At 73.6% G+C, this 18155-nt stretch carries 16 protein-coding genes; 10 read left to right on the top strand and 6 right to left on the bottom strand.

All coding sequences use genetic code 11. The features are described from left to right. Nucleotides 1–56 precede the first annotated feature (56 nt). The 7 genes from ACFVXH_RS31960 to rny all read left to right on the top strand — a co-directional run bounded on the left by ACFVXH_RS31960 (nt 57) and on the right by rny (nt 7662). Entirely contained in the window at nt 57–1568 is a 1512-nt protein-coding gene (locus tag ACFVXH_RS31960; protein WP_387829381.1) for a S8 family serine peptidase, read from the top strand. 92 nt (nt 1569–1660) lie between these two features. Beyond that, nucleotides 1661–2239 (top strand): GNAT family N-acetyltransferase, encoded by a 579-nt coding sequence (locus ACFVXH_RS31965; protein WP_387829383.1) that lies wholly within the window; start codon nt 1661–1663, stop codon nt 2237–2239. Further along, nucleotides 2236–2430 (top strand): DUF3046 domain-containing protein, encoded by a 195-nt coding sequence (locus ACFVXH_RS31970; protein ID WP_117489691.1) that lies wholly within the window; start codon nt 2236–2238, stop codon nt 2428–2430. The genes ACFVXH_RS31965 and ACFVXH_RS31970 overlap by 4 nt, the downstream gene beginning before the upstream one ends. Nucleotides 2431–2467: 37 nt before the next feature. After that, nucleotides 2468–3694 carry an AI-2E family transporter gene (locus ACFVXH_RS31975; RefSeq protein WP_380740146.1) on the top strand — a complete coding sequence of 409 codons (1227 nt, stop codon included), beginning with the start codon at nt 2468–2470 and terminating at the stop codon, nt 3692–3694. A gap of 195 nt (nt 3695–3889) precedes the next feature. Further along, the gene (gene recA / locus ACFVXH_RS31980; RefSeq protein ID WP_049659177.1) at nt 3890–5002 is read left to right on the top strand and encodes a recombinase RecA; all 1113 of its coding nucleotides are present in this window, start codon (nt 3890–3892) and stop codon (nt 5000–5002) included. Between the two features lie 331 nt (nt 5003–5333). Further along, nucleotides 5334–6059 carry a recombination regulator RecX gene (gene recX / locus ACFVXH_RS31985; RefSeq protein ID WP_387829465.1) on the top strand — a complete coding sequence of 242 codons (726 nt, stop codon included), beginning with the start codon at nt 5334–5336 and terminating at the stop codon, nt 6057–6059. Nucleotides 6060–6192: 133 nt separating this feature from the next. After that, nucleotides 6193–7662 (top strand): ribonuclease Y, encoded by a 1470-nt coding sequence (gene rny / locus ACFVXH_RS31990; protein ID WP_375877269.1) that lies wholly within the window; start codon nt 6193–6195, stop codon nt 7660–7662. 21 nt (nt 7663–7683) lie between these two features. Here the strand turns inward: rny and ACFVXH_RS31995 are convergent, their stop codons facing one another. The 5 genes from ACFVXH_RS31995 to ACFVXH_RS32015 form a co-directional block, all read right to left on the bottom strand. After that, nucleotides 7684–9399, bottom strand: coding sequence for an FAD-dependent monooxygenase (locus tag ACFVXH_RS31995; protein WP_375877268.1), 1716 nt, complete (start codon nt 9397–9399; stop codon nt 7684–7686). A gap of 122 nt (nt 9400–9521) precedes the next feature. After that, nucleotides 9522–10370: an amino acid ABC transporter permease gene (locus tag ACFVXH_RS32000; RefSeq protein WP_074005696.1), complete on the bottom strand. Its 849-nt coding sequence runs from the start codon at nt 10368–10370 to the stop codon at nt 9522–9524. Next, the gene (locus tag ACFVXH_RS32005) at nt 10367–11017 is read right to left on the bottom strand and encodes an amino acid ABC transporter permease (protein WP_049655583.1); all 651 of its coding nucleotides are present in this window, start codon (nt 11015–11017) and stop codon (nt 10367–10369) included. Before ACFVXH_RS32005 ends, ACFVXH_RS32000 begins: the two co-directional genes overlap by 4 nt. Before the next feature lie 53 nt (nt 11018–11070). Next, a complete protein-coding gene (locus ACFVXH_RS32010) occupies nt 11071–11979 on the bottom strand; it encodes a glutamate ABC transporter substrate-binding protein (protein ID WP_074005695.1) in 909 nt (302 codons plus the stop codon). A 121-nt stretch (nt 11980–12100) separates the two neighbouring features. After that, nucleotides 12101–12874 carry an amino acid ABC transporter ATP-binding protein gene (locus ACFVXH_RS32015; RefSeq protein ID WP_049655580.1) on the bottom strand — a complete coding sequence of 258 codons (774 nt, stop codon included), beginning with the start codon at nt 12872–12874 and terminating at the stop codon, nt 12101–12103. Between the two features lie 391 nt (nt 12875–13265). On the opposite strand from ACFVXH_RS32015, the gene ACFVXH_RS32020 reads away from it, so the two are divergent. After that, the gene (locus ACFVXH_RS32020) at nt 13266–14024 is read left to right on the top strand and encodes a response regulator transcription factor (protein ID WP_387829388.1); all 759 of its coding nucleotides are present in this window, start codon (nt 13266–13268) and stop codon (nt 14022–14024) included. 6 nt (nt 14025–14030) lie between these two features. Next, nucleotides 14031–15464, top strand: coding sequence for a HAMP domain-containing sensor histidine kinase (locus ACFVXH_RS32025; protein ID WP_049655577.1), 1434 nt, complete (start codon nt 14031–14033; stop codon nt 15462–15464). A gap of 15 nt (nt 15465–15479) precedes the next feature. Here the strand turns inward: ACFVXH_RS32025 and ACFVXH_RS32030 are convergent, their stop codons facing one another. Beyond that, nucleotides 15480–16499, bottom strand: a complete 1020-nt coding sequence (locus ACFVXH_RS32030; RefSeq protein ID WP_117489705.1) for a TAXI family TRAP transporter solute-binding subunit — start codon at nt 16497–16499, stop codon at nt 15480–15482. A gap of 95 nt (nt 16500–16594) precedes the next feature. Between ACFVXH_RS32030 and miaB the strand changes: the two genes are divergently transcribed. Continuing rightward, entirely contained in the window at nt 16595–18097 is a 1503-nt protein-coding gene (miaB, locus tag ACFVXH_RS32035) for a tRNA (N6-isopentenyl adenosine(37)-C2)-methylthiotransferase MiaB (RefSeq protein WP_255357448.1), read from the top strand. The last annotated feature ends 58 nt before the right edge of the window (nt 18098–18155 follow it).

The raw sequence follows: 18155 nt of genomic DNA on the forward strand, positions 1-18155 counted from the left end.
GAATCGGATGCTTGATCCACCCGTGACCCACCGGACCGACGAGCGGAGACCGTGCGATGGCGCAGGCGCACCCGTCGGGCGGGCCCGCCCGACGCCGTCGGGTCCGCGGGCCCGCCCGGGCGCTGCTTGCGATGCTGCTGATGGCGCTCGTGGTGGGCGGCGCCGTCCCGTCCGTGTCCGGGGCGGGGCGGGCGTACCTCAGCTACCTGGTGCTGGCCGAGGGCGAGGACGCCGCCGGCGCCGCCCGGGCCGGGGCGGAGAGCCGGGCGGCGGGCGGGCAGGTGGTCCAGGAGTACCCGCAGATCGGGGCCGTGCTGGTGTACGCGACCGGCCCGTTCGCCGACCGGGTGCGGGCCCGGCCCGGGATCGCCGCCGTCGGGGCGACCAGGACCGCGCCGGTGGTCGCGCCGCCGCGGGCGGTGACGGGGGCGGGGGACTTCACGGCGGGGGCCGGGACCGGTGGCCGGGCGGGCGGCGACCGGATGGACGGGGAGACCGTCACGGTGCCCGACCCGGGGGAGGCGGGCGCCTGGAACCTCGCCATGCTCGGCGGCGCCGCCCGCGGGGCGGCGGACGCCTCGGCGGTCTCCGGCGGTGCCGCACCGAGCGCCGACGCGCTGCACGGGGTGCTGGTCGCGGTGCTGGACTCCGGGGTCGACGACACCCACCCGGACCTGCGGGCCGCCGTCGACCCGAAGGCCTCCGCCTCCTGCGCGGACGGCCGGCCCGACGCCCGCACCGGCGCCTGGCGGCCCGACCCCGGGGTGGTCGAGAGCGGCCACGGCACGCACGTCGCCGGGATCGTCGGCGCCACCCGGGACGGCCACGGCGTCACCGGGGTGGCGCCCGGGGTGCGGATCGCCGCCGTCCGGCTGCTCGGGCCGCTCGGGCAGTACTACGCGGAGAACATCGTCTGCGGCATGCTCTGGGCCGCCGACCACGGGGCGAAGGCGGTCAACAACAGCTACTTCGCCGACCCGTGGAAGTACAACTGCCCGGGGGACGCGGACCAGGCCGCGCTGATCGCGGCCGTCGGGCGGGCCGCCGGGTACGCCCGCCGGGCGGGGGCGGTGGTGGTCGCCTCGGCGGGCAACGACGGGCAGGACCTCGGCGCCTCGCGGACCGACGAGCGGAGCCCCAACGACCGGGTCTCGGGGCCGGCGCCCCTGCGTCACCTGGGCACGGAGTGCGTACGGCTGCCCGGTGAGCTGCCCGGGGTGGTCACCGTCACGGCGGTGAACCGGGACGGGCACCCGGCGGCCTACTCCAACTACGGGCGCGGACGGGTCTCGCTGGCCGCGCCCGGCGGCGACCCGGACGGCGGGCCGCAGGGGGCGGTCGTCTCCGACTGGCCGGACGGGCGGTACGCGGCGCTGGCGGGGACCTCGATGGCGGCCGCGCACGTGACCGGGGCGGTGGCGGTGGCGGCGGCCCTGCACCCGGAGCTGGGGGCGGACGGGTTGGCCGCGCTGCTGGCCGGGGCGGCGGCGCCGGGGTGCCCCCCGGGGCTCCTGGGCTGCGGGGAACGGCAGTACTTCGGGGCGGGGCTGCTGGTGCTGCCCCGGTGACGGGGGCGCGGGCCGCGCCCCGCGCGCCCGTCGGGTGGTGGGGCGGGGAAAAGCAGGTGACGGGGCGGTGGGACGGGGGTGAGGATCGGGGCATGGGTGATTCGGGTGCGGCCGTGTTCCTGACGACCGAGCGGCTGGTGCTGCGGCGCTTCACGACGGCGGACGCGGACCGGCTCGTGGAGCTGGACGGGGACCCTGCGGTGATGCGCTTCCTCACCGGGGGGAAGCCGAGTCCGCGGGAGTGGGTCGAGGGGGAGCTGCTGCCGCGCTACCTGGAGCACTACCGGCGCTACGGCGACCTCGGCTGGTGGGCGGCCGAGGAGCGGGCGGGCGGGGCGTTCCTGGGGTGGTTCGAGTTCCGGCCGACGCGGGAGGGGGAGCGCGGGGAGGTCGAGCTCGGGTACCGCTTGCGGCAGGCCGCGTGGGGGTGCGGCTACGCGACGGAGGGGGCGCGGGCGCTGGTCCGGCTCGGGTTCGCGGAGCTGGGGGTGGAGCGGGTGGTGGCGTACACCATGGCGGTGAACGCGGGCTCGCGGCGGGTGATGGAGAAGAGCGGGCTGTCGTACGTCCGCACGTTCCACGAGGACTACCCGGGCAGCGAGCACGGCGAGGTCGAGTACGCGCTGACGGCCGGGGAGTGGCGGGCCCGGTCCGGGATACTTGGGGCATGAGGCTGACGGAGTTCTGGCGACGGATGTACGCGCACTTCGGGGAGGCGTACGCGGAGTCGTTCGCGACCGACCACGTGATGAGCGAGCTGGGCGGGCGGACGGTGCGGCAGGCGCTGGAGGCGGGCTGGGAGGCCAAGGAGGTCTGGCGGGTGGTCTGCGACACCCAGGGCGTCTCCGGGGTGCTGCGCTGACTGCCGGCCCCCCGGGGGCATGGGACAGACTGTTCGGGTGACAAATAGCGCGGAACAGAAGAATTCGGACCGGGACGCCGAGGGCGCTCCGGCGGGTGGGGGCCTGTGGGGCGGCGGGATGCCGCGCTGGCTGCCGCGGGCGATGGTGCTGTTCCTGGTGCTGGTGGGGGCCTTCCAGCTCGCGGACTGGGCGTTCCGGCAGTTGATCGACCTGTTCGTGATGCTGCTGGTGTCGTTCTTCCTGTCGCTGGCGCTGGAGCCGGCCGTGGACCGGATGGCCGCGCGGGGGGTGCGCCGGGGGGTCGGGACCTTCCTGGTGTTCGTGGCGGTCGGGATCGCGGTGGTGGGCTTCCTCGCCGCGCTCGGCACGCTGCTGGTCGACCAGGTGGCGAAGCTCGCGGGGGACCTGCCGCACCTGGTCGACAACCTGATCGACTGGATCAACCGGACCTTCCACCAGGACCTCTCGCTGGGCGAGTTGCAGAATCGGTTGCTCAAGGATTCCGGCACCATCGAGACCTACGTCCAGCAGGCCGCCGACAACGCCTGGGGCGTCTCGTCCACCGTGATCGGCGGGCTCTTCAAGGCCTTCACGGTCGGGCTGTTCACCTTCTACTTCACCGCCGAGGGCCCGCGGGTGCGCCGGACGGTCTGTTCGATGCTGCCGCCCGCCAAGCAGGCCGAGGTGCTGCGGGCCTGGGAGATCGCGCTTGCCAAGACCGGCGGCTACCTGTACTCCCGGGCGCTGCTCGCGGTGGTGTCGGCCGCCGGGCACTGGGTGATGTTCGAACTGCTCGGCCTGCCGTACGCGGCGGCGCTGGCGGTCTGGGTCGGCGTCATGTCGCAGTTCGTGCCGACGCTCGGGACCTACCTGGCCGGGACGCTGCCGGTGCTGGTCGCGCTGACGGTGAAGCCGGTGGACGCGCTCTGGGTGCTGGTCTTCGTCGTGGTGTACCAGCAGATCGAGAATTACCTGCTGCAGCCGAGGATCACCGCGCGGACGGTGGATGTGCACCCGGCGGTGGCCTTCGGCTCGGTGATCGCGGGCGCGGCGCTGCTCGGCGCGGTCGGCGCGGTGATCGCGATCCCGGCGGCGGCGACGCTCCAGGGCTTCGTGGGGACGTACGTACGGCGGTACGAGGTGGCCACCGACCCGCGGATCGACCGGGGCGAGCAGCGGCGGGCCCGGCGGGAGCTGCGCCGGGAGGCGGCCCGGCGGCTGCGCCGGATGGTCGGCGGGGACGGGGCGAGGCGCGGGGAGTGACCCGGGGCGCCGCCCCCGGGGTGTTTCCGGGGGCGGCGGGGCCCGGACGTGCGACGCTTGAATCGAACAGATGTTCTTTGTACTCTCCGGCGTGGAGTTTTCCACAGGCGGAGCCCGGCCGGGCCCGTTTGTCAGTGGGACGCGCTAGCGTCGAGGACGATGAAGCGCACAGCACAGAACCCGAGGGAAAAAGCCATGGCAGGTACGGATCGCGAGAAGGCCCTTGAGACCGCGCTCGCCCAGATCGAGCGGCAGTTCGGCAAGGGCTCGGTGATGCGCCTCGGCGAGAAGGCCAACGAGCCGGTCGAGGTGATCTCCACCGGGTCCACCGCCCTGGACGTCGCCCTCGGGGTCGGCGGCATCCCGCGTGGCCGCGTGGTCGAGATCTACGGCCCCGAGTCCTCCGGCAAGACCACCCTGACCCTGCACCTGGCCGCCAACGCCCAGAAGGCCGGCGGCACGGTCGCGTTCGTCGACGCGGAGCACGCGCTCGACCCGGAGTACGCCAAGAAGCTCGGCGTGGACACCGACGCCCTGCTGGTCAGCCAGCCGGACACCGGTGAGCAGGCGCTGGAGATCACCGACATGCTGATCCGCTCCGGCGCGATCGACCTGGTGATCATCGACTCGGTCGCGGCGCTCGTGCCGCGCGCCGAGATCGAGGGCGAGATGGGCGACTCGCACGTCGGTCTGCAGGCCCGGCTGATGAGCCAGGCACTGCGCAAGATCGCCGGTGCGCTGAACCAGTCGAACACCACCGCGATCTTCATCAACCAGCTGCGCGAGAAGATCGGCGTGATGTTCGGTTCGCCGGAGACCACGACCGGTGGCCGGGCGCTGAAGTTCTACGCCTCGGTCCGCCTCGACATCCGCCGGATCGAGACCTTGAAGGACGGCACCGAGGCGGTCGGCAACCGCACCCGCGTCAAGGTGGTCAAGAACAAGGTCGCCGCGCCGTTCAAGCAGGCCGAGTTCGACATCCTCTACGGCGTGGGCATCAGCCGCGAGGGCGGCCTGATCGACATGGGCGTGGAGCACGGCTTCATCCGCAAGTCGGGCGCCTGGTACACCTACGAGGGCGACCAGCTCGGCCAGGGCAAGGAGAACGCCCGCAACTTCCTGCGGGACAACCCGCAGCTCGCCGACGAGATCGAGCGGAAGATCAAGGGCAAGCTCGGCATCGGCCCGAAGGTGGAGGAGCCGGCCGAGGAGAGTGCCGAGGCCGCCGCCGACGGCGCGGCCAAGCCGATCACCGCGACCGCCACCAAGACGGCCGCGGCGAAGAAGACGGCGGCGGCCAAGGCCTGAGCCGTTGACGCAGTACGACACGGTGGGCGGCGGCCCGGCGGGCCCGGAGGACGACGACTACGGGCCGCCGGACTGGTTCGCCGCGGTCGCGGAGGAGGACGAGCACGGGCCGCCGGACTGGTTCGCAGCCGTCGCGGAGGAGCCCGAGCCGGTGGCCGCGAAGCCCCGGGCCTCGCGCTCCCGGCGCGGCCGTCCGTCCACCGCGCAGTGGGCATCCGGCGCCGAGCCGGAGTTCGACCTGGCTCCGACCCGGGCGGTGCGCGGCGCGGCGCCCGGGCCGGAGCCGGCGGAAACCCCGGTCGAGGCGCTCGGCCTGGTCTCCGCCTCCGAGCTGCCCACCGGCCGCCGGCGGCGGCGCTCGGCCCTGGAGGCCGAGCAAACCGAAGCGGCCGGGCCCGCTTCGACACCGACGGCCGTGGAGAGCGGCCGCGGCGGCGGCGAGGCGGCCGGTCACGGGGGTGTGGCCGCCTCGGCCTCCCGTCGCGGCGGGCGCCGGGGCCGCTCCGGCACCGGGCTGCCCGGGGAGGAGCACTCCGGCCGTACCTCCCGGAAGCAGGCCGAGCAGCCGGCCGACCCGGAGACCCGCGCCCGGGACATCTGCCTGCGGCTGCTGACCGGCGCCGCCAAGACCCGCAAGCAGCTCGCCGACGCCCTGCGCAAGCGGGAGATCCCGGAGGAGGCCGCCGACGCGGTGCTCACCCGGCTCGAAGAGGTCGGGCTGATCGACGACGCGGCCTTCGCCGCGGCCTGGGTGGAGTCCCGGCACGCCGTCCGGGGCCTGTCCCGGCGGGCGCTGGCCCAGGAGCTGCGCACCAAGGGCGTCGCCGCCGACCTGGTCGAGCAGGCCGTCGCCCAGCTCGACCACGACGACGAGACGGACGCGGCCCGGGCGCTGGTCGAGCGCAAGCTGCGGTCCACCCGGGGGCTGGACGCCCAGGTCCGCACCCGGCGGCTGGTCGGGATGCTGGCCCGGCGCGGCTACTCCGAAGGACTGGCGTTCCGGGTGGTGCGCAGCGCGCTGGAAGAGGAGTGGAGTGAACCGTCGGGTCGGGAGTAGTGGCAGTTCTGTAGGTGTCTTGGAGTGGACCAGGTCAACTCTTGACCCTCCCGTGACCCCCACCTAGCCTCGCCTTCAGTGCCCGGGGCGCCTCCGGACGGCGGCGCGCGCGGCGACGGGGGAGTGGGCGGGAATGGGGATCTCGGCGGGCACCGGCCCGGGCGGCTCACTGGTGCCGGTCGCCGGATCGGCCGCACTCCTGCTGCTGGTGGTCGTGGCCGCCGCCGGGCTGGCGATCAGGCGGCTCCGGGCGGCCCGGCGCGGTGCGCTGGCCGAGGCCGAGCAGGCCCGCCGGTGGGCCGAGGAGCAGTCCGCCCGCCAGCGGACCGAACTGGCCCGCCGCGAGGAGGACATGGCCGAGGAGCTGCGCAGGCTGCGCCGCCGGGAGGACGAACTGGCCGAGCGCTCCGCCGAGGTGGAGCAGTCCCGGGGCGAGGCCGAGGCGCTGGTCGCCCGGCGGGCGGCGGCGTTGGAGCGGGCCGCCGGGCTCTCCGCCGAGCAGGCCCGCGCCGAACTCCTGCGGGAGGCCGAGGACTCGGCCCGGCGGGAGGCCGCGGTCACCGTCCGGGAGATCGAGCGCGAGGCCCGGGAGGAGGGCGAGCGCCGGGCCCGGGACATCGTCGCCGGGGCGGTCCAGCGGCTGGCGACGGAGCAGACCGCGGAGAGCGCCGTCACCGTCCTGCGGCTGCCGAACGAGGACATGAAGGGCCGGATCATCGGCCGCGAGGGCCGCAACATCCGCGCCTTCGAGGCGGTCACCGGCGTGAACCTGATCGTCGACGACACCCCCGAGTCGGTGCAGCTGTCCTGCTTCGACCCGGTCCGCCGGGAGACCGCCCGGCTCACCCTGGAGCAGCTGGTCGAGGACGGCCGGATCCACCCGACCCGGATCGAGAGCCTGTACGAGCGCAGCCGCGAGGAGGTCGGGCAGAGCTGCGTCCGGGCCGGCGAGGACGCCCTGCTGGAGGCCCGGGTCGACGGGGTGCACCCCGAACTCGTCCGCACCCTGGGCTCGTTGCGCTACCGGGCGTCGTACGGGCAGAACGTGCTCGGGCACCTGCTGGAGTCCGCGCACCTGGCCGGGATGATGGCCGCCGAGCTCGGGGTGGACCCGGAGCCGGTGCGGCGCGCGGCGCTGCTGCACGACATCGGCAAGGCGCTCACCCACGAGTCGGAGGGCAGCCACGCCGCGGTCGGCGCGGAGCTCGCCCGGCGGTACGGGGAGTCCGCCGAGGTGGTGCACGCGATCGCCGCCCACCACAACGAGGTCGATCCGCGCACCGTGACGGCCGTGCTGACCCAGGCCGCGGACGGCTGCTCGGGCGGCCGGCCGGGCGCGCGCAAGGAGTCGCTGGAGCTGTACGTCCGGCGGCTGGCGCGGCTGGAGGAGATCGCGCGCTCGCACGAGGGCGTGGCCGAGGTGTTCGCGATGCAGGCCGGCCGCGAGGTGCGGGTGATGGTCCGTCCGGACGCGGTGGACGACCTCGGTGCGGAGCTGATCGCCCGTGAGGTCGCCCGCCAGGTCTCCACCGAGCTGACGTACCCGGGCCAGATCCGGGTGACGGTGGTCCGCGAGAGCCGGGCCACGGCGGTGGCCGGCTGAGACCCCCGACTCGGGGAAGCCTCAGCTCGGGGAGTCCACCTGCTGGGGCGAGGGCTGCTCGGCCGGGTCGGGGGCCGGGCCGAGCGTGGCCGGGCCGCCGCGGGCGCGGTCGGCGAGGGCGAGCAGGTCCTCGGCGACGGCCCCCTGGGTGGTGCCGACCAGGTGGCCGTCCGGGCGGATCAGCAGGACGGTGTGCGGCCCGGCGCCCGGGTAGTCCTCGGTGACCAGCACCTCGGCGGGGACGGGCAGCGCGGCGGCGACCTCGGCGAGGCGGGGCATCAGGCCGGCGCCGAGCCAGTGCTCGGAGGACCAGACGGCGGTGCCGGGGGCGACCAGCAGCAGCAGGAAGGTGGTGCCGAGCCGGGCGTGCAGGTGGTCGGGGGTGCCGTCGTCGGCGAGCACCGGCAGGTCCGGGACGAGTACGCCGGGGGCGGTGGCGGGCAGCAGCTCGCTGAGCGAGGTGGTGCCGCGCGCGCCGCGCTGCACCGGGACCCGGGCCGGGACGCCGGAGGGGGCCGCCGGGTAGGCGGGCGCGCCGCCGAACCGGCCGGTGCCGAGCTGGCCGTCGGCGAGCAGCGGGGCGTGCTTGCGGAAGCCGCCGACCAGCAGCGAGCGCCGGGTCTGCTGCCAGCCGCGCAGCGGGCGCAGCAGCGGCATGGACTGGTCGACCGCGCGCAGCCGGGCGCCGACCGCCCCGCGCCGCTCGGCCTCGTAGCCGTCCAGCAGGGAGCCGCCGGGCTGCGGGCCGCCGGAGTGGAGGTGCCAGGCGAGGGCGAGCCGCCAGGCGAGGTTGTCGGCGTCGCGCAGCCCGTCCGCGAGGTTCTGCATGCCGAGCGCGCCGTGCAGGTGGGCGGCGTCGCCGGCCAGGAAGCAGCGGCCGCTGCGGAAGCGGGCGGCGAGCCGCTGCTGGGCGGTGTGGTCGGCGGCGGCCAGCAGTTCGAAGCGGGGCAGTTCGCCGCACCAGCCGGTGAGGGTGGAGGTGACCCGGGTGAGCAGGGTGTCGCCGGTGACGATGCCGGGCCAGGTGGCGTGCGGGTCGACGGTCTCGGTGGCGGCGGGGCGGCCGGGGGGCAGCCGCCAGTCGAGCCGCCAGACGCCGTCCGGCAGCGGACGGGCGGAGGCCTCGCGGTCGCCCCGCCACGGGGGCTCGCGGTGCAGCCGGGCGCCGTCGAAGGGCAGGTCGACCCGGACGGTGGCGATGGCGTTGCGGTCGACCGCCGGGCGGCCGGGGAAGCGGATCTTCAGGAGCTTGCGGACGGTGGATCTGGCGCCGTCGCAGCCGACCAGGTGGCTGCCGCGCCACCAGGTGGCGGAGCCGTCCTGGGTGCCCGTGGTGCGGAGGCTGACGCCGTCCCGGTCCTGTTCGAGTTCGACGACCCGGTTGAGCGGGACCAGTCTGATCAGCGGGGTGCCGGTCAGGGCGTCGCGCAGCCCGCGCTGGAGGCGGTGCTGGGGCAGGTGGTAGGTGGGCGAGTCGGTGAGGTCGATCCGCAGCACCTCCTGGCGGCGGCGCCAGACGGCGAAGGAGTCCCACAGCGCGGAGTCCGAGACGGCCCGCGGGTAGCCGATCCGGGTCAGGAAGGCGGCGGTGTCGGCGCCGAGGACGAGGCTGCGCGGGCCTTCCGGGCAGAGGCCGGAGCCCTCGTCCAGGACGATGGTGGGGACCTCGTGCCGGGCCAGGGCGAGGGCCAGGGCCAGACCGACCGGTCCGGCCCCGACCACGATCACCGGGTCCATGAGGGAACCTCCGGGCACGAACCGGCCGATCGGCCGGCGTCAGTTACCGCTGCCGCATATGCCGCGTGGATGCTCCCGGGAGGTGTCACGAAGAGCAATGCAACAGTTCGCCTGCGTGTCCGTCAAGCAGAAGTCGAAGTGCGCCGGTTCGCGCCGCGACGGCCGCGTGCTTCGATCCAGCGTGCGAGCGCGGTCAACAGGAGGCACATCGCGATGTAGATCGGGCCGATCACCAGCACCACGGGGATGTAGGGGAAGCCCGCGGCGTTCATCGGCTGGCTGGCGATCTTCTTGCCGATGAACAGCAGCTCCTGGTAGGTGATGATCAGACCGAGCGAGGTGTCCTTGAGGGTGACGACCAGCTGGCCGATCATCGAGGGCAGCATCGAACGGACGGCCTGCGGCACCAGGATCGACGTCATCACCTGGGTCTTGCGCATGCCGAGCCCGTACGCCGCCTCGCCCTGGCCGCGCGGGACGGCGTTGACGCCGCTGCGGATGATCTCGGCCTGGACCGCCCCGTTGTAGAGGGTGAGGCCGAGCACCAGCGCCCACATCGACTCCTTGGCGAAGAAGGCGTAGTAGAGCCCGACGATCAGGATCAGCAGCGGCATCGCCCGGAAGAACTGGGTGAAGGCCGTGCAGAACCAGCGGACCGGTTTGTGGTCGGAGAGCTGACCGGCCGCCAGCAGGGCGCCCAGGGCGAGCGAGAAGACCGCCGCCAGCCCGAAGGCCTTCAGGGTGGCCAGCAGGCCGTCCAGGATCATCTGCTGGACGAAGTTGTACTGGAACGGGTCCCACAGGTCGGGGTCGAACTGGCCGTTGTCGTTCAGCGCGGTGAAGACGTACCAGAGGAGACCGGCGATGCCGAGCACCGAGAGGACGCCGAACGCGCGGTACCGGGTGCGGGCCTTCGGGCCGGGGGCGTCGTAGAGGACGCTGGCCGAAGCCTGGCGGTTCAGAACACTCATCGGGCCACCGCCAGTCGGGATTCCAGGAAGCGGAAGAACGTGGCGATCGTCGCGCTGATCAGCAGGTAGGCGCAGGCCACCCAGAAGAAGATGGCGAAGATCGAGAAGCCGCGCTCGGAGAAGGTCTGCTGGGCGCTGTACAGCTCGGAGACGCTGAACGCGCCGGCGATCGCCGAGTTCCTGGGCAGGGCGATGAACACGCTGCTCATCGGGCCCAGGACGGTCCGGGCGGCCTGCGGCAGGACGACCAGGGTGAGGGTCTGGCCGAAGGACATGCCCAGGCTGCGGGCGGCCTCCGCCTGGCCGAGTGGCACGGTGTTGATGCCGGAGCGGATCACCTCGCAGACGAACGAGGCGGTGTACCCGCCGAGCGCCAGCACCGCGAACACCAGGTGGCTGAAGTGCACGCCCAGCGGCGGCAGGCCGAAGGTGACGGCGAAGAACAGCAGGGTCAGCGGGGTGTTGCGGAAGAGCGTGACCCAGGCGGTGCCGAAGGCGCGCAGGACCGGCACCGGGGAGACCCGGAAGGCCGCCAGCAGGGTGCCCAGCAGCAGGGCGAGCAGAGCGCTGAGCGCGCTCACCTCGATCGTCTGTAGGAAGCCGTCGCGGAACAACGCGAAGTTGTCGTCCTCGAACAGGAACCCCATCCGGCGGCCCTCCTCTCAGTTCATGGTCGGGAAGTCGACGTACGGCGGGCGGATCAGTAGCGCTCGAGGGCCGGGACGTCCGGCGCGGCGGAGCCGGAGGCGCCCAGGGTCGCGTCGTAGGCCTTCTTCCAGTCGCCGTTGTCCTCGTGGGCCTTGAGGGCGTCGCTGATGGCGTCGCGCAGCGCCTTGTCGTCCTTGTTGAGGCCGACGCCGTAGTTCTCCTTGGTGAACGGCTTGCCGACCACCTTGAGCTTGGGGGCGTACTTGGAGGCGTAGCCCTTGAGGATCGCGTCGTCGGTGGTGACCGCGTCGACCTCGCCGGACATCAGCTTCTCGACGCAGGCCGAGTAGGTGTCGAACTGCGTGACCTTCGGGTTGTACTGCTGGATGTTCTTGATCGAGGTCGAGCCGGTGGCGGTGCAGACGTTCTTGCCGCCGGTGCTCTCCGCGCCGGTGATCGTGGTGTTGTCGGCCTTCACCAGCAGGTCCTGGCCGGCGATGTAGTACGGGCCGGCGAAGGAGACGCTCTTCTTGCGCTCGTCGTTGATGCTGTAGGTGCCGACGTAGAAGTCGATCTGGCCCTTGGCGATGGCCGGCTCGCGCTGCGAGGAGACCAGGGTCTGCCACTTGATCTGCTGCGGGGTGAAGCCGAGGTCCGCAGCGATCATCTTGGCGATCTCGATGTCGAAGCCGCTGCGGTCGCCGCTGGCGACGTCCTCCCAGCCGAGGTTCGGCTGGTCGGCCTTGGCGCCGATGATCAGCTGGCCGCGCTTCCTGGCCTCGGCGAGGACCGCGGAGTCGACCTTGACGTCGGTCTTGACCGTGTAGGTCGGCAGCGCCGGGGCGGCGCTGCCGCCGCTGCTCGCGGCGGTGGTGCCGGGGGTGCCGTCCTTGCCGCAGGCGGCGGTGGCGGTGAGCGCGACGGCACAGAGCGCGACGGCGAGGGTGCGGGACGTCCTCATGAGGGTTCTCCTGGGGGTGGGCCGCGGTGTCAACCGGGCTCTGGCGTCTGGAAGGCGTTGCACGGCGGGACCGGCCGGCACCGGTGACGAAGCCGGGGGCGGCCCCGCTGGTCTCGAAGCGTCAGTGGTGGAGGATCTTCGAGAGGAAGTCCTTGGCGCGGTCGGAGCGCGGTGCGGTGAAGAAGGCGTCCGGGGTGTTCTGCTCGACGATCTTCCCGTCGGCCATGAACAGCACCCGGTTGGCGGCGGAGCGCGCGAAGCCCATCTCGTGGGTGACCACGACCATCGTCATGCCGTCCGCGGCCAGTTGGCGCATGACCTCCAGCACCTCGTTGACCATCTCCGGGTCCAGCGCCGAGGTGGGCTCGTCGAAGAGCATCACCTTGGGCTTCATCGCCAGCGCCCGGGCGATCGCCACGCGCTGCTGCTGGCCGCCGGAGAGCTGGGCCGGGAACTTGTCCGCCTGCGCGCCGACGCCGACCCGCTCCAGCAGCTCCCGGGCGGTCTTCTCGGCCTGCGGGCGGGGCACCTTGCGCACCTTCACCTGGCCGATGACCACGTTCTCCAGCACGGTCTTGTGCGCGAACAGGTTGAAGCTCTGGAACACCATGCCGACCTCGGCGCGCAGCCGGGCCAGCTCCTTGCCCTCGTCGGGCAGCGGCCGGCCGTCGATGGTGATCGTGCCGGAGTCGATCGTCTCCAGCCGGTTGATCGTCCGGCAGAGCGTCGACTTGCCCGAACCGGACGGGCCGATCAGTACGACCACCTCGCCCTGGGCGATCCTGAGGTCGATGTCCTGCAGCACGTGCAGCGCGCCGTAGTGCTTGTTGACCTTGCTCAGCACGACCAGGGGGGCGGCTGCGGTGGTTGAGTCCTCGACCGGGCTCTCGGTCATCGCGCCTGCTCCCTCTGTCGTCGAATAACGCCTGCCCGAGAAGTCTCAACTCCCTTGGGAGGCAGTGGTGGTGCGAATCCGGGGGCCGCGGCCGGCGGAGCCGCAGCCCCCGGTGGGCCGACCTTAGGAGCCGTGACCGTTCGCCGTCAGCCGATCTGAGCGGAACTTGAGGATCACGAAACGGCCACGCGTCGCCCACGCGCTGTTCGCGCGGGCGCCGACGGGGCATGTCACAGCGGGAATCCGCTCCGGTGCTCCCCGTCCCCCACGGGCCCGGTGCGCGGTCGAACCTGGCGTCGGGCCGTTCACTGGCTCATACTGCGCAGGACCGGGACCTGACCGATCGGCCCGGTGATCACTGGTGATCAGGTGGGGGAAGGAGGAGAACAGGATGCGACTTCTGCTCGTCGAGGACGACGAACGCGTGGCCGCCGCGCTGGTCGCGGTGCTGGGCCGGCACGGCTTCCAGGTCCGGCACGCCCGCAGCGGGCACGAGGCGCTGGACGCCCTGGTGCCGGACGGCAACGAGCCGTACCGCGTGGTGCTGCTCGATCTCGGGCTGCCCGACCGCGACGGCTTCGAGGTGTGCAGCCGGATCAGGGCCGGCAGCGGCGTCCCGGTGATCATGGTCACCGCCCGCGCCGACGTCCGCTCCCGGATCCACGGCCTCAACCTGGGCGCCGACGACTACGTCACCAAGCCGTACGACATGGGCGAGCTGCTCGCCCGCATCCACGCCGTGGCCCGCCGCGGCGCCGCCCCCGCCGCGGTGCCGGTGCCCGCGCCCGACACCGTGCCGCAGCAGCGCGGCCCGCTGGAGTCCCGCGGCATCAGGATCGACCGGGAGCGCCGCCGGGTCAGCGTGGACGGCCGCGACGTGCCGCTCACCCGCAAGGAGTTCGACCTGCTCGCGCTGCTCGCCCAGAGCCCGGGCGTGGTCTACCGGCGCGAGCAGATCTTCAGCGAGGTCTGGCGCAGCGGCTGGGAGGGCAACGGGCGCACCCTGGAGGTGCACATCGGCTCGCTGCGCAACAAGCTGGCGCTGCCCGGACTGGTCGAGGCCGTGCGCGGGGTCGGCTACCGGCTGATCCCCGACTGTCCGGCGCCGTCCGCCCCCGCCCCGTCGGCCCCCGCTCCCGCGGAGCACTGACCGCACGTGCGCACCCGCCTGCTCGGCATCCTGATCGCCCTCATGCTCTGCGTCCTGGCCGCCCTGGGGCTGCCGCTCGCGGCGGCGGTCGCGGCGGCCGAGCAGACCAAGGTCGTCGTCGACCGGCTCGACGACGCCGCCCGCCTCGCCCAGGACCTGCCCACCTCCGGCGCCGCCGACTCCGCCCGCAAGGGCGAACCGGAACCCGCCCCGGGCGACCTCAGCCGGCAGCGCGCGATCCTCTCCGAGGTCCGCCGCTACCACGACCTGTACGGCGTCCGCCTGGGCATCTTCCAGCGCGACGGGGTGGCGATCGCCGCCGCCCCGGGCGACTGGCGGGTGCCTGGCGAGGGCTGGGGCGCCCAGGCCTTCCAGGAGGCGCTGGACGGGCGGCGCAGCCACAACCCGCCGCAGGTCTGGCCGTGGACGCCGGACCGGACGATCATCGTCGCCGCCCCGGTGGTGCGCGACGGCGACGTGGTCGCGGTGGTGCTGAGCGAGTCCCCGACCGAGGCGCTGCGCACCCGGGTGCTGCACAAGTGGCTGGTGATCGTCGCGGGTGAGGCCGCCGCGATGATCGTCGCCGTGCTGCTCGCCGTCCGGCTCACCGAGTGGGTGCTGCGCCCGGTGCGCACCCTGGACCGGGCCACCCACGACATCGCCACCGGCCGGATGGCCGCCCGGGTCGCCCCCGGCGGCGGACCGCCCGAACTCCAGCGGCTGGCCCGCTCGTTCAACGAGATGGCGGACCACGTGGTGCTCGCCATGGACCAGCAGAAGGCCTTCGTCGCGGATGCCTCGCACCAGCTGCGCAACCCGCTGTCGGCCCTGCTGCTGCGGGTCGAGCTGCTCGGCCTGGAACTGCCCGAGGGCCACGAGGAGGAGCTCAGCGGCGTACGGGAGGAGGGCGTCCGGCTGGCCCGGGTGCTGGACGACCTGCTCGGGCTGGCCACCGCCGAGCACGCCCGCCCCGAACCGGAGCGCACCGACCTCGCCGAGCTCACCCTGGCCCGGGTCGACGCCTGGCGGCCGGCGGCCGAGCAGCGCGGGATCACGCTGCGCTGGGACGGCCCGGCGCTGGCGATCGGGATGGCCGACCCGATCGGCTTCGGCTCGGCCCTGGACGCCGTGGTCGACAACGCGCTCAAGTTCGGCCCGCCCGGCAGCGAGGTGCGGCTGCGGGTCGCGGTGCGCCGGGACGAGGTCGCGGTGACCGTCACCGACGCCGGGCCCGGCCTCACCGAGGACGAGCTGTCCCGGGCCGGGGACCGGTTCTGGCGCAGCCCGCGGCACCAGAACGTGGACGGTTCGGGGCTCGGGCTGTCCATCGCCCGCACCCTGCTGGCGGCCGGCGGCGGCACGCTCGGCTTCGCGCCGGTCAAGCCGACCGGGCTCGCGGTGACGCTGGCGGTGCCCCGGCCGGAGAAGCCGGAGAAGTAGCCGCCGGGGCGGGGCCTACGGCTTCACCGAGCGGTAGTAGCGCGCCGCGCCGGTGTGCAGCGGGAGCGGGTCGGTGTAGACGGCGGTGCGCAGGTCGACCAGCTGGGCCGCGTGCACCTGGGCGCCGATCTGGTCCCGGCTGTCGATCACCGCGCGGGTCATGCCCTCGACCAGGCCCGGGTCCACGTCGTCCCGGGTGATCAGCAGGTTGGGCACGGCCACCGTGGCGACCGCGTCCTTCGGTTCGGCGTTCGGGTAGGTGCCCTTGGGCATGGTGGCCGCCCGGTAGGCGTCGGTGCCGCCGCCCTCGGCCTTGTGCAGGGCCTCGGCGAGGTCGCTCAGCGGCACGATCCGGATCCGGACGTGCTCGGAGAGGTCGGTGAGCGCGCTGGTGGGCAGGCCGCCGGACCAGAAGAAGGCGTCCAGGGTGCCCGCGCGCAGGTCGTCGGCGGCCTCGCCGACGCCCTTCGGCACCGGGACGATGTCATGGTCCGGGTCCAGCCCGGCGGCGGTCAGCAGCCGCCTGGTCACCAGGTTCACCCCGGACTGCGGCAGCCCGACGCCGACCTTCAGGCCCTTGAGGTCGGCGGTGCGCCGCACCGGGGAGGAGGCCGGGACGACCAGCTGCAGGTAGTCGTCGTACAGCCGGGCGATCGCCCGCAGCTTCTCCTTGCCGGGCTCGTGGTAGTCGGCGACCGCGTCGGCGGTGGCGATCGCGAAGGTGTCCCGGCCGTTGATCACCCGGCCGATGTTGTCGACCGAGCCCTCGGAGTTGTCCAGGGCCAGCCGCACCCCCGGCATCGCCCGCGAGACGTGGCCCTGGAGCAGCTGCCCGTACCGGTCGTAGACGCCGCGCTGCACCCCGGTGGCGAAGCGGACCTCGCCGCGCGGGTACCCGGGCGAGCGGCCCGCCGACAGCCACCAGCCGCCGAACCCGGCCACCAGCAGCACCAGCACCAGCACCGTCCGCCACAACGGGCTGCGGGCCGCGGCACGGACGGCGGCGCCGGGACGGTACGGAGTGGTGGGGGTCATGCAGGGATACTGCCAGGCGCTCCGGCCGAACGGGAGGGGAACGGGTGGTGGAAGCTCCGGGAAAAGCCCTTCGCCGCTGCCCGTACCCTGGTCTGGTGAGCGGTGAGAGCGGATTGAAGAGCTACAAGGTCGTCACGCACGGCTGTCAGATGAACGTCCACGACTCCGAGCGGCTGTCCGGCCTGCTGGAGGACGCGGGGTACGTCAAGGCCGGGCCCGAGGGCGACCCGGACCTGGTGGTGTTCAACACCTGCGCGGTGCGCGAGAACGCCGACAACAAGCTGTACGGCAACCTCGGCCAGCTCGCGCCGGTCAAGACCCGCCACAAGGGCATGCAGATCGCCGTCGGCGGCTGCCTGGCCCAGAAGGACCGCGAGACCATCGTCAAGCGCGCCCCCTGGGTCGACGTGGTCTTCGGCACCCACAACATCGGCCACCTGCCGGCGCTGCTGGAGCGGGCCGCGGTCGAGCGCAAGGCCCAGGTCGAGATCCTGGAGTCGCTGGAGACCTTCCCCTCCACCCTGCCGACCCGCCGCGAATCCGCGTACGCCGCCTGGGTCGCCATCTCGGTCGGCTGCAACAACACCTGCACCTTCTGCATCGTCCCCGCGCTGCGCGGCAAGGAGGAGGACCGCCGCCCCGGCGACGTCCTCGCCGAGATCGAGGCGCTGGTGGGCGAGGGCGTCATCGAGGTGACCCTGCTCGGCCAGAACGTCAACGCCTACGGCTCCGACCTGGGCGACCGCGAGGCCTTCTCCAAGCTGCTGCGCGCCGCCGGCCAGATCGAGGGCCTGGAGCGGATCCGCTTCACCTCGCCGCACCCGCGCGACTTCACCGACGACGTGATCGCCGCGATGGCCGAGACCCCGAACGTGATGCACCAGCTGCACATGCCGCTGCAGTCCGGCTCGGACCGCGTCCTCAAGGCGATGCGCCGCTCCTACCGGCAGGAGCGTTTCCTCGGGATCATCCGGAAGGTCCGCGAGGCGATGCCCGACGCGGCGATCTCCACCGACATCATCGTGGGCTTCCCCGGCGAGACCGAGGAGGACTTCGAGGAGACGATGCACGTCGTCCGCGAGGCCCGCTTCACCAACGCCTTCACCTTCCAGTACTCCAAGCGCCCCGGCACCCCCGCCGCGGAGATGGCGGACCAGGTGCCGAAGGAGGTCGTGCAGGCCCGCTACGACCGGCTGATCGCCCTCCAGGAGGAGATCTCCTGGGAGGAGAACAAGAAGCAGGTCGGGCGGACCCTGGAGATCCTGGTCGCCGAGGGCGAGGGCAAGAAGGACGACCAGACCCGGCGGCTCTCCGGCCGCGCCCCCGACAACCGGCTCGTGCACTTCACCAAGCCCGAGGAGCCGGTGCGCCCCGGCGACACGGTGACCGTCGAGATCACCTACGCCGCCCCGCACCACCTGCTCGCCGAGGGCCCCGCGCTCGCGGTGCGCCGCACCCGGGCCGGTGACGCCTGGGAGAAGCGCCAGGCCGCGCCCGCCGCCAAGCCGGCCGGCGTGCTGCTCGGCCTGCCGAAGATCGGCGCCCCGGCGGAGCTGCCACTGGCCGCGCCGGCGGGCGGGGCCTGCTGCGGCGACTGACACCGTGCCCGGTACGGCGGCCTGACGGGAGGATCCACTCCCGCCGGGCCGCCGTCGT

This window comes from Kitasatospora sp. NPDC058184 (assembly GCF_042883725.1).
Taxonomy (GTDB): domain Bacteria; phylum Actinomycetota; class Actinomycetes; order Streptomycetales; family Streptomycetaceae; genus Kitasatospora.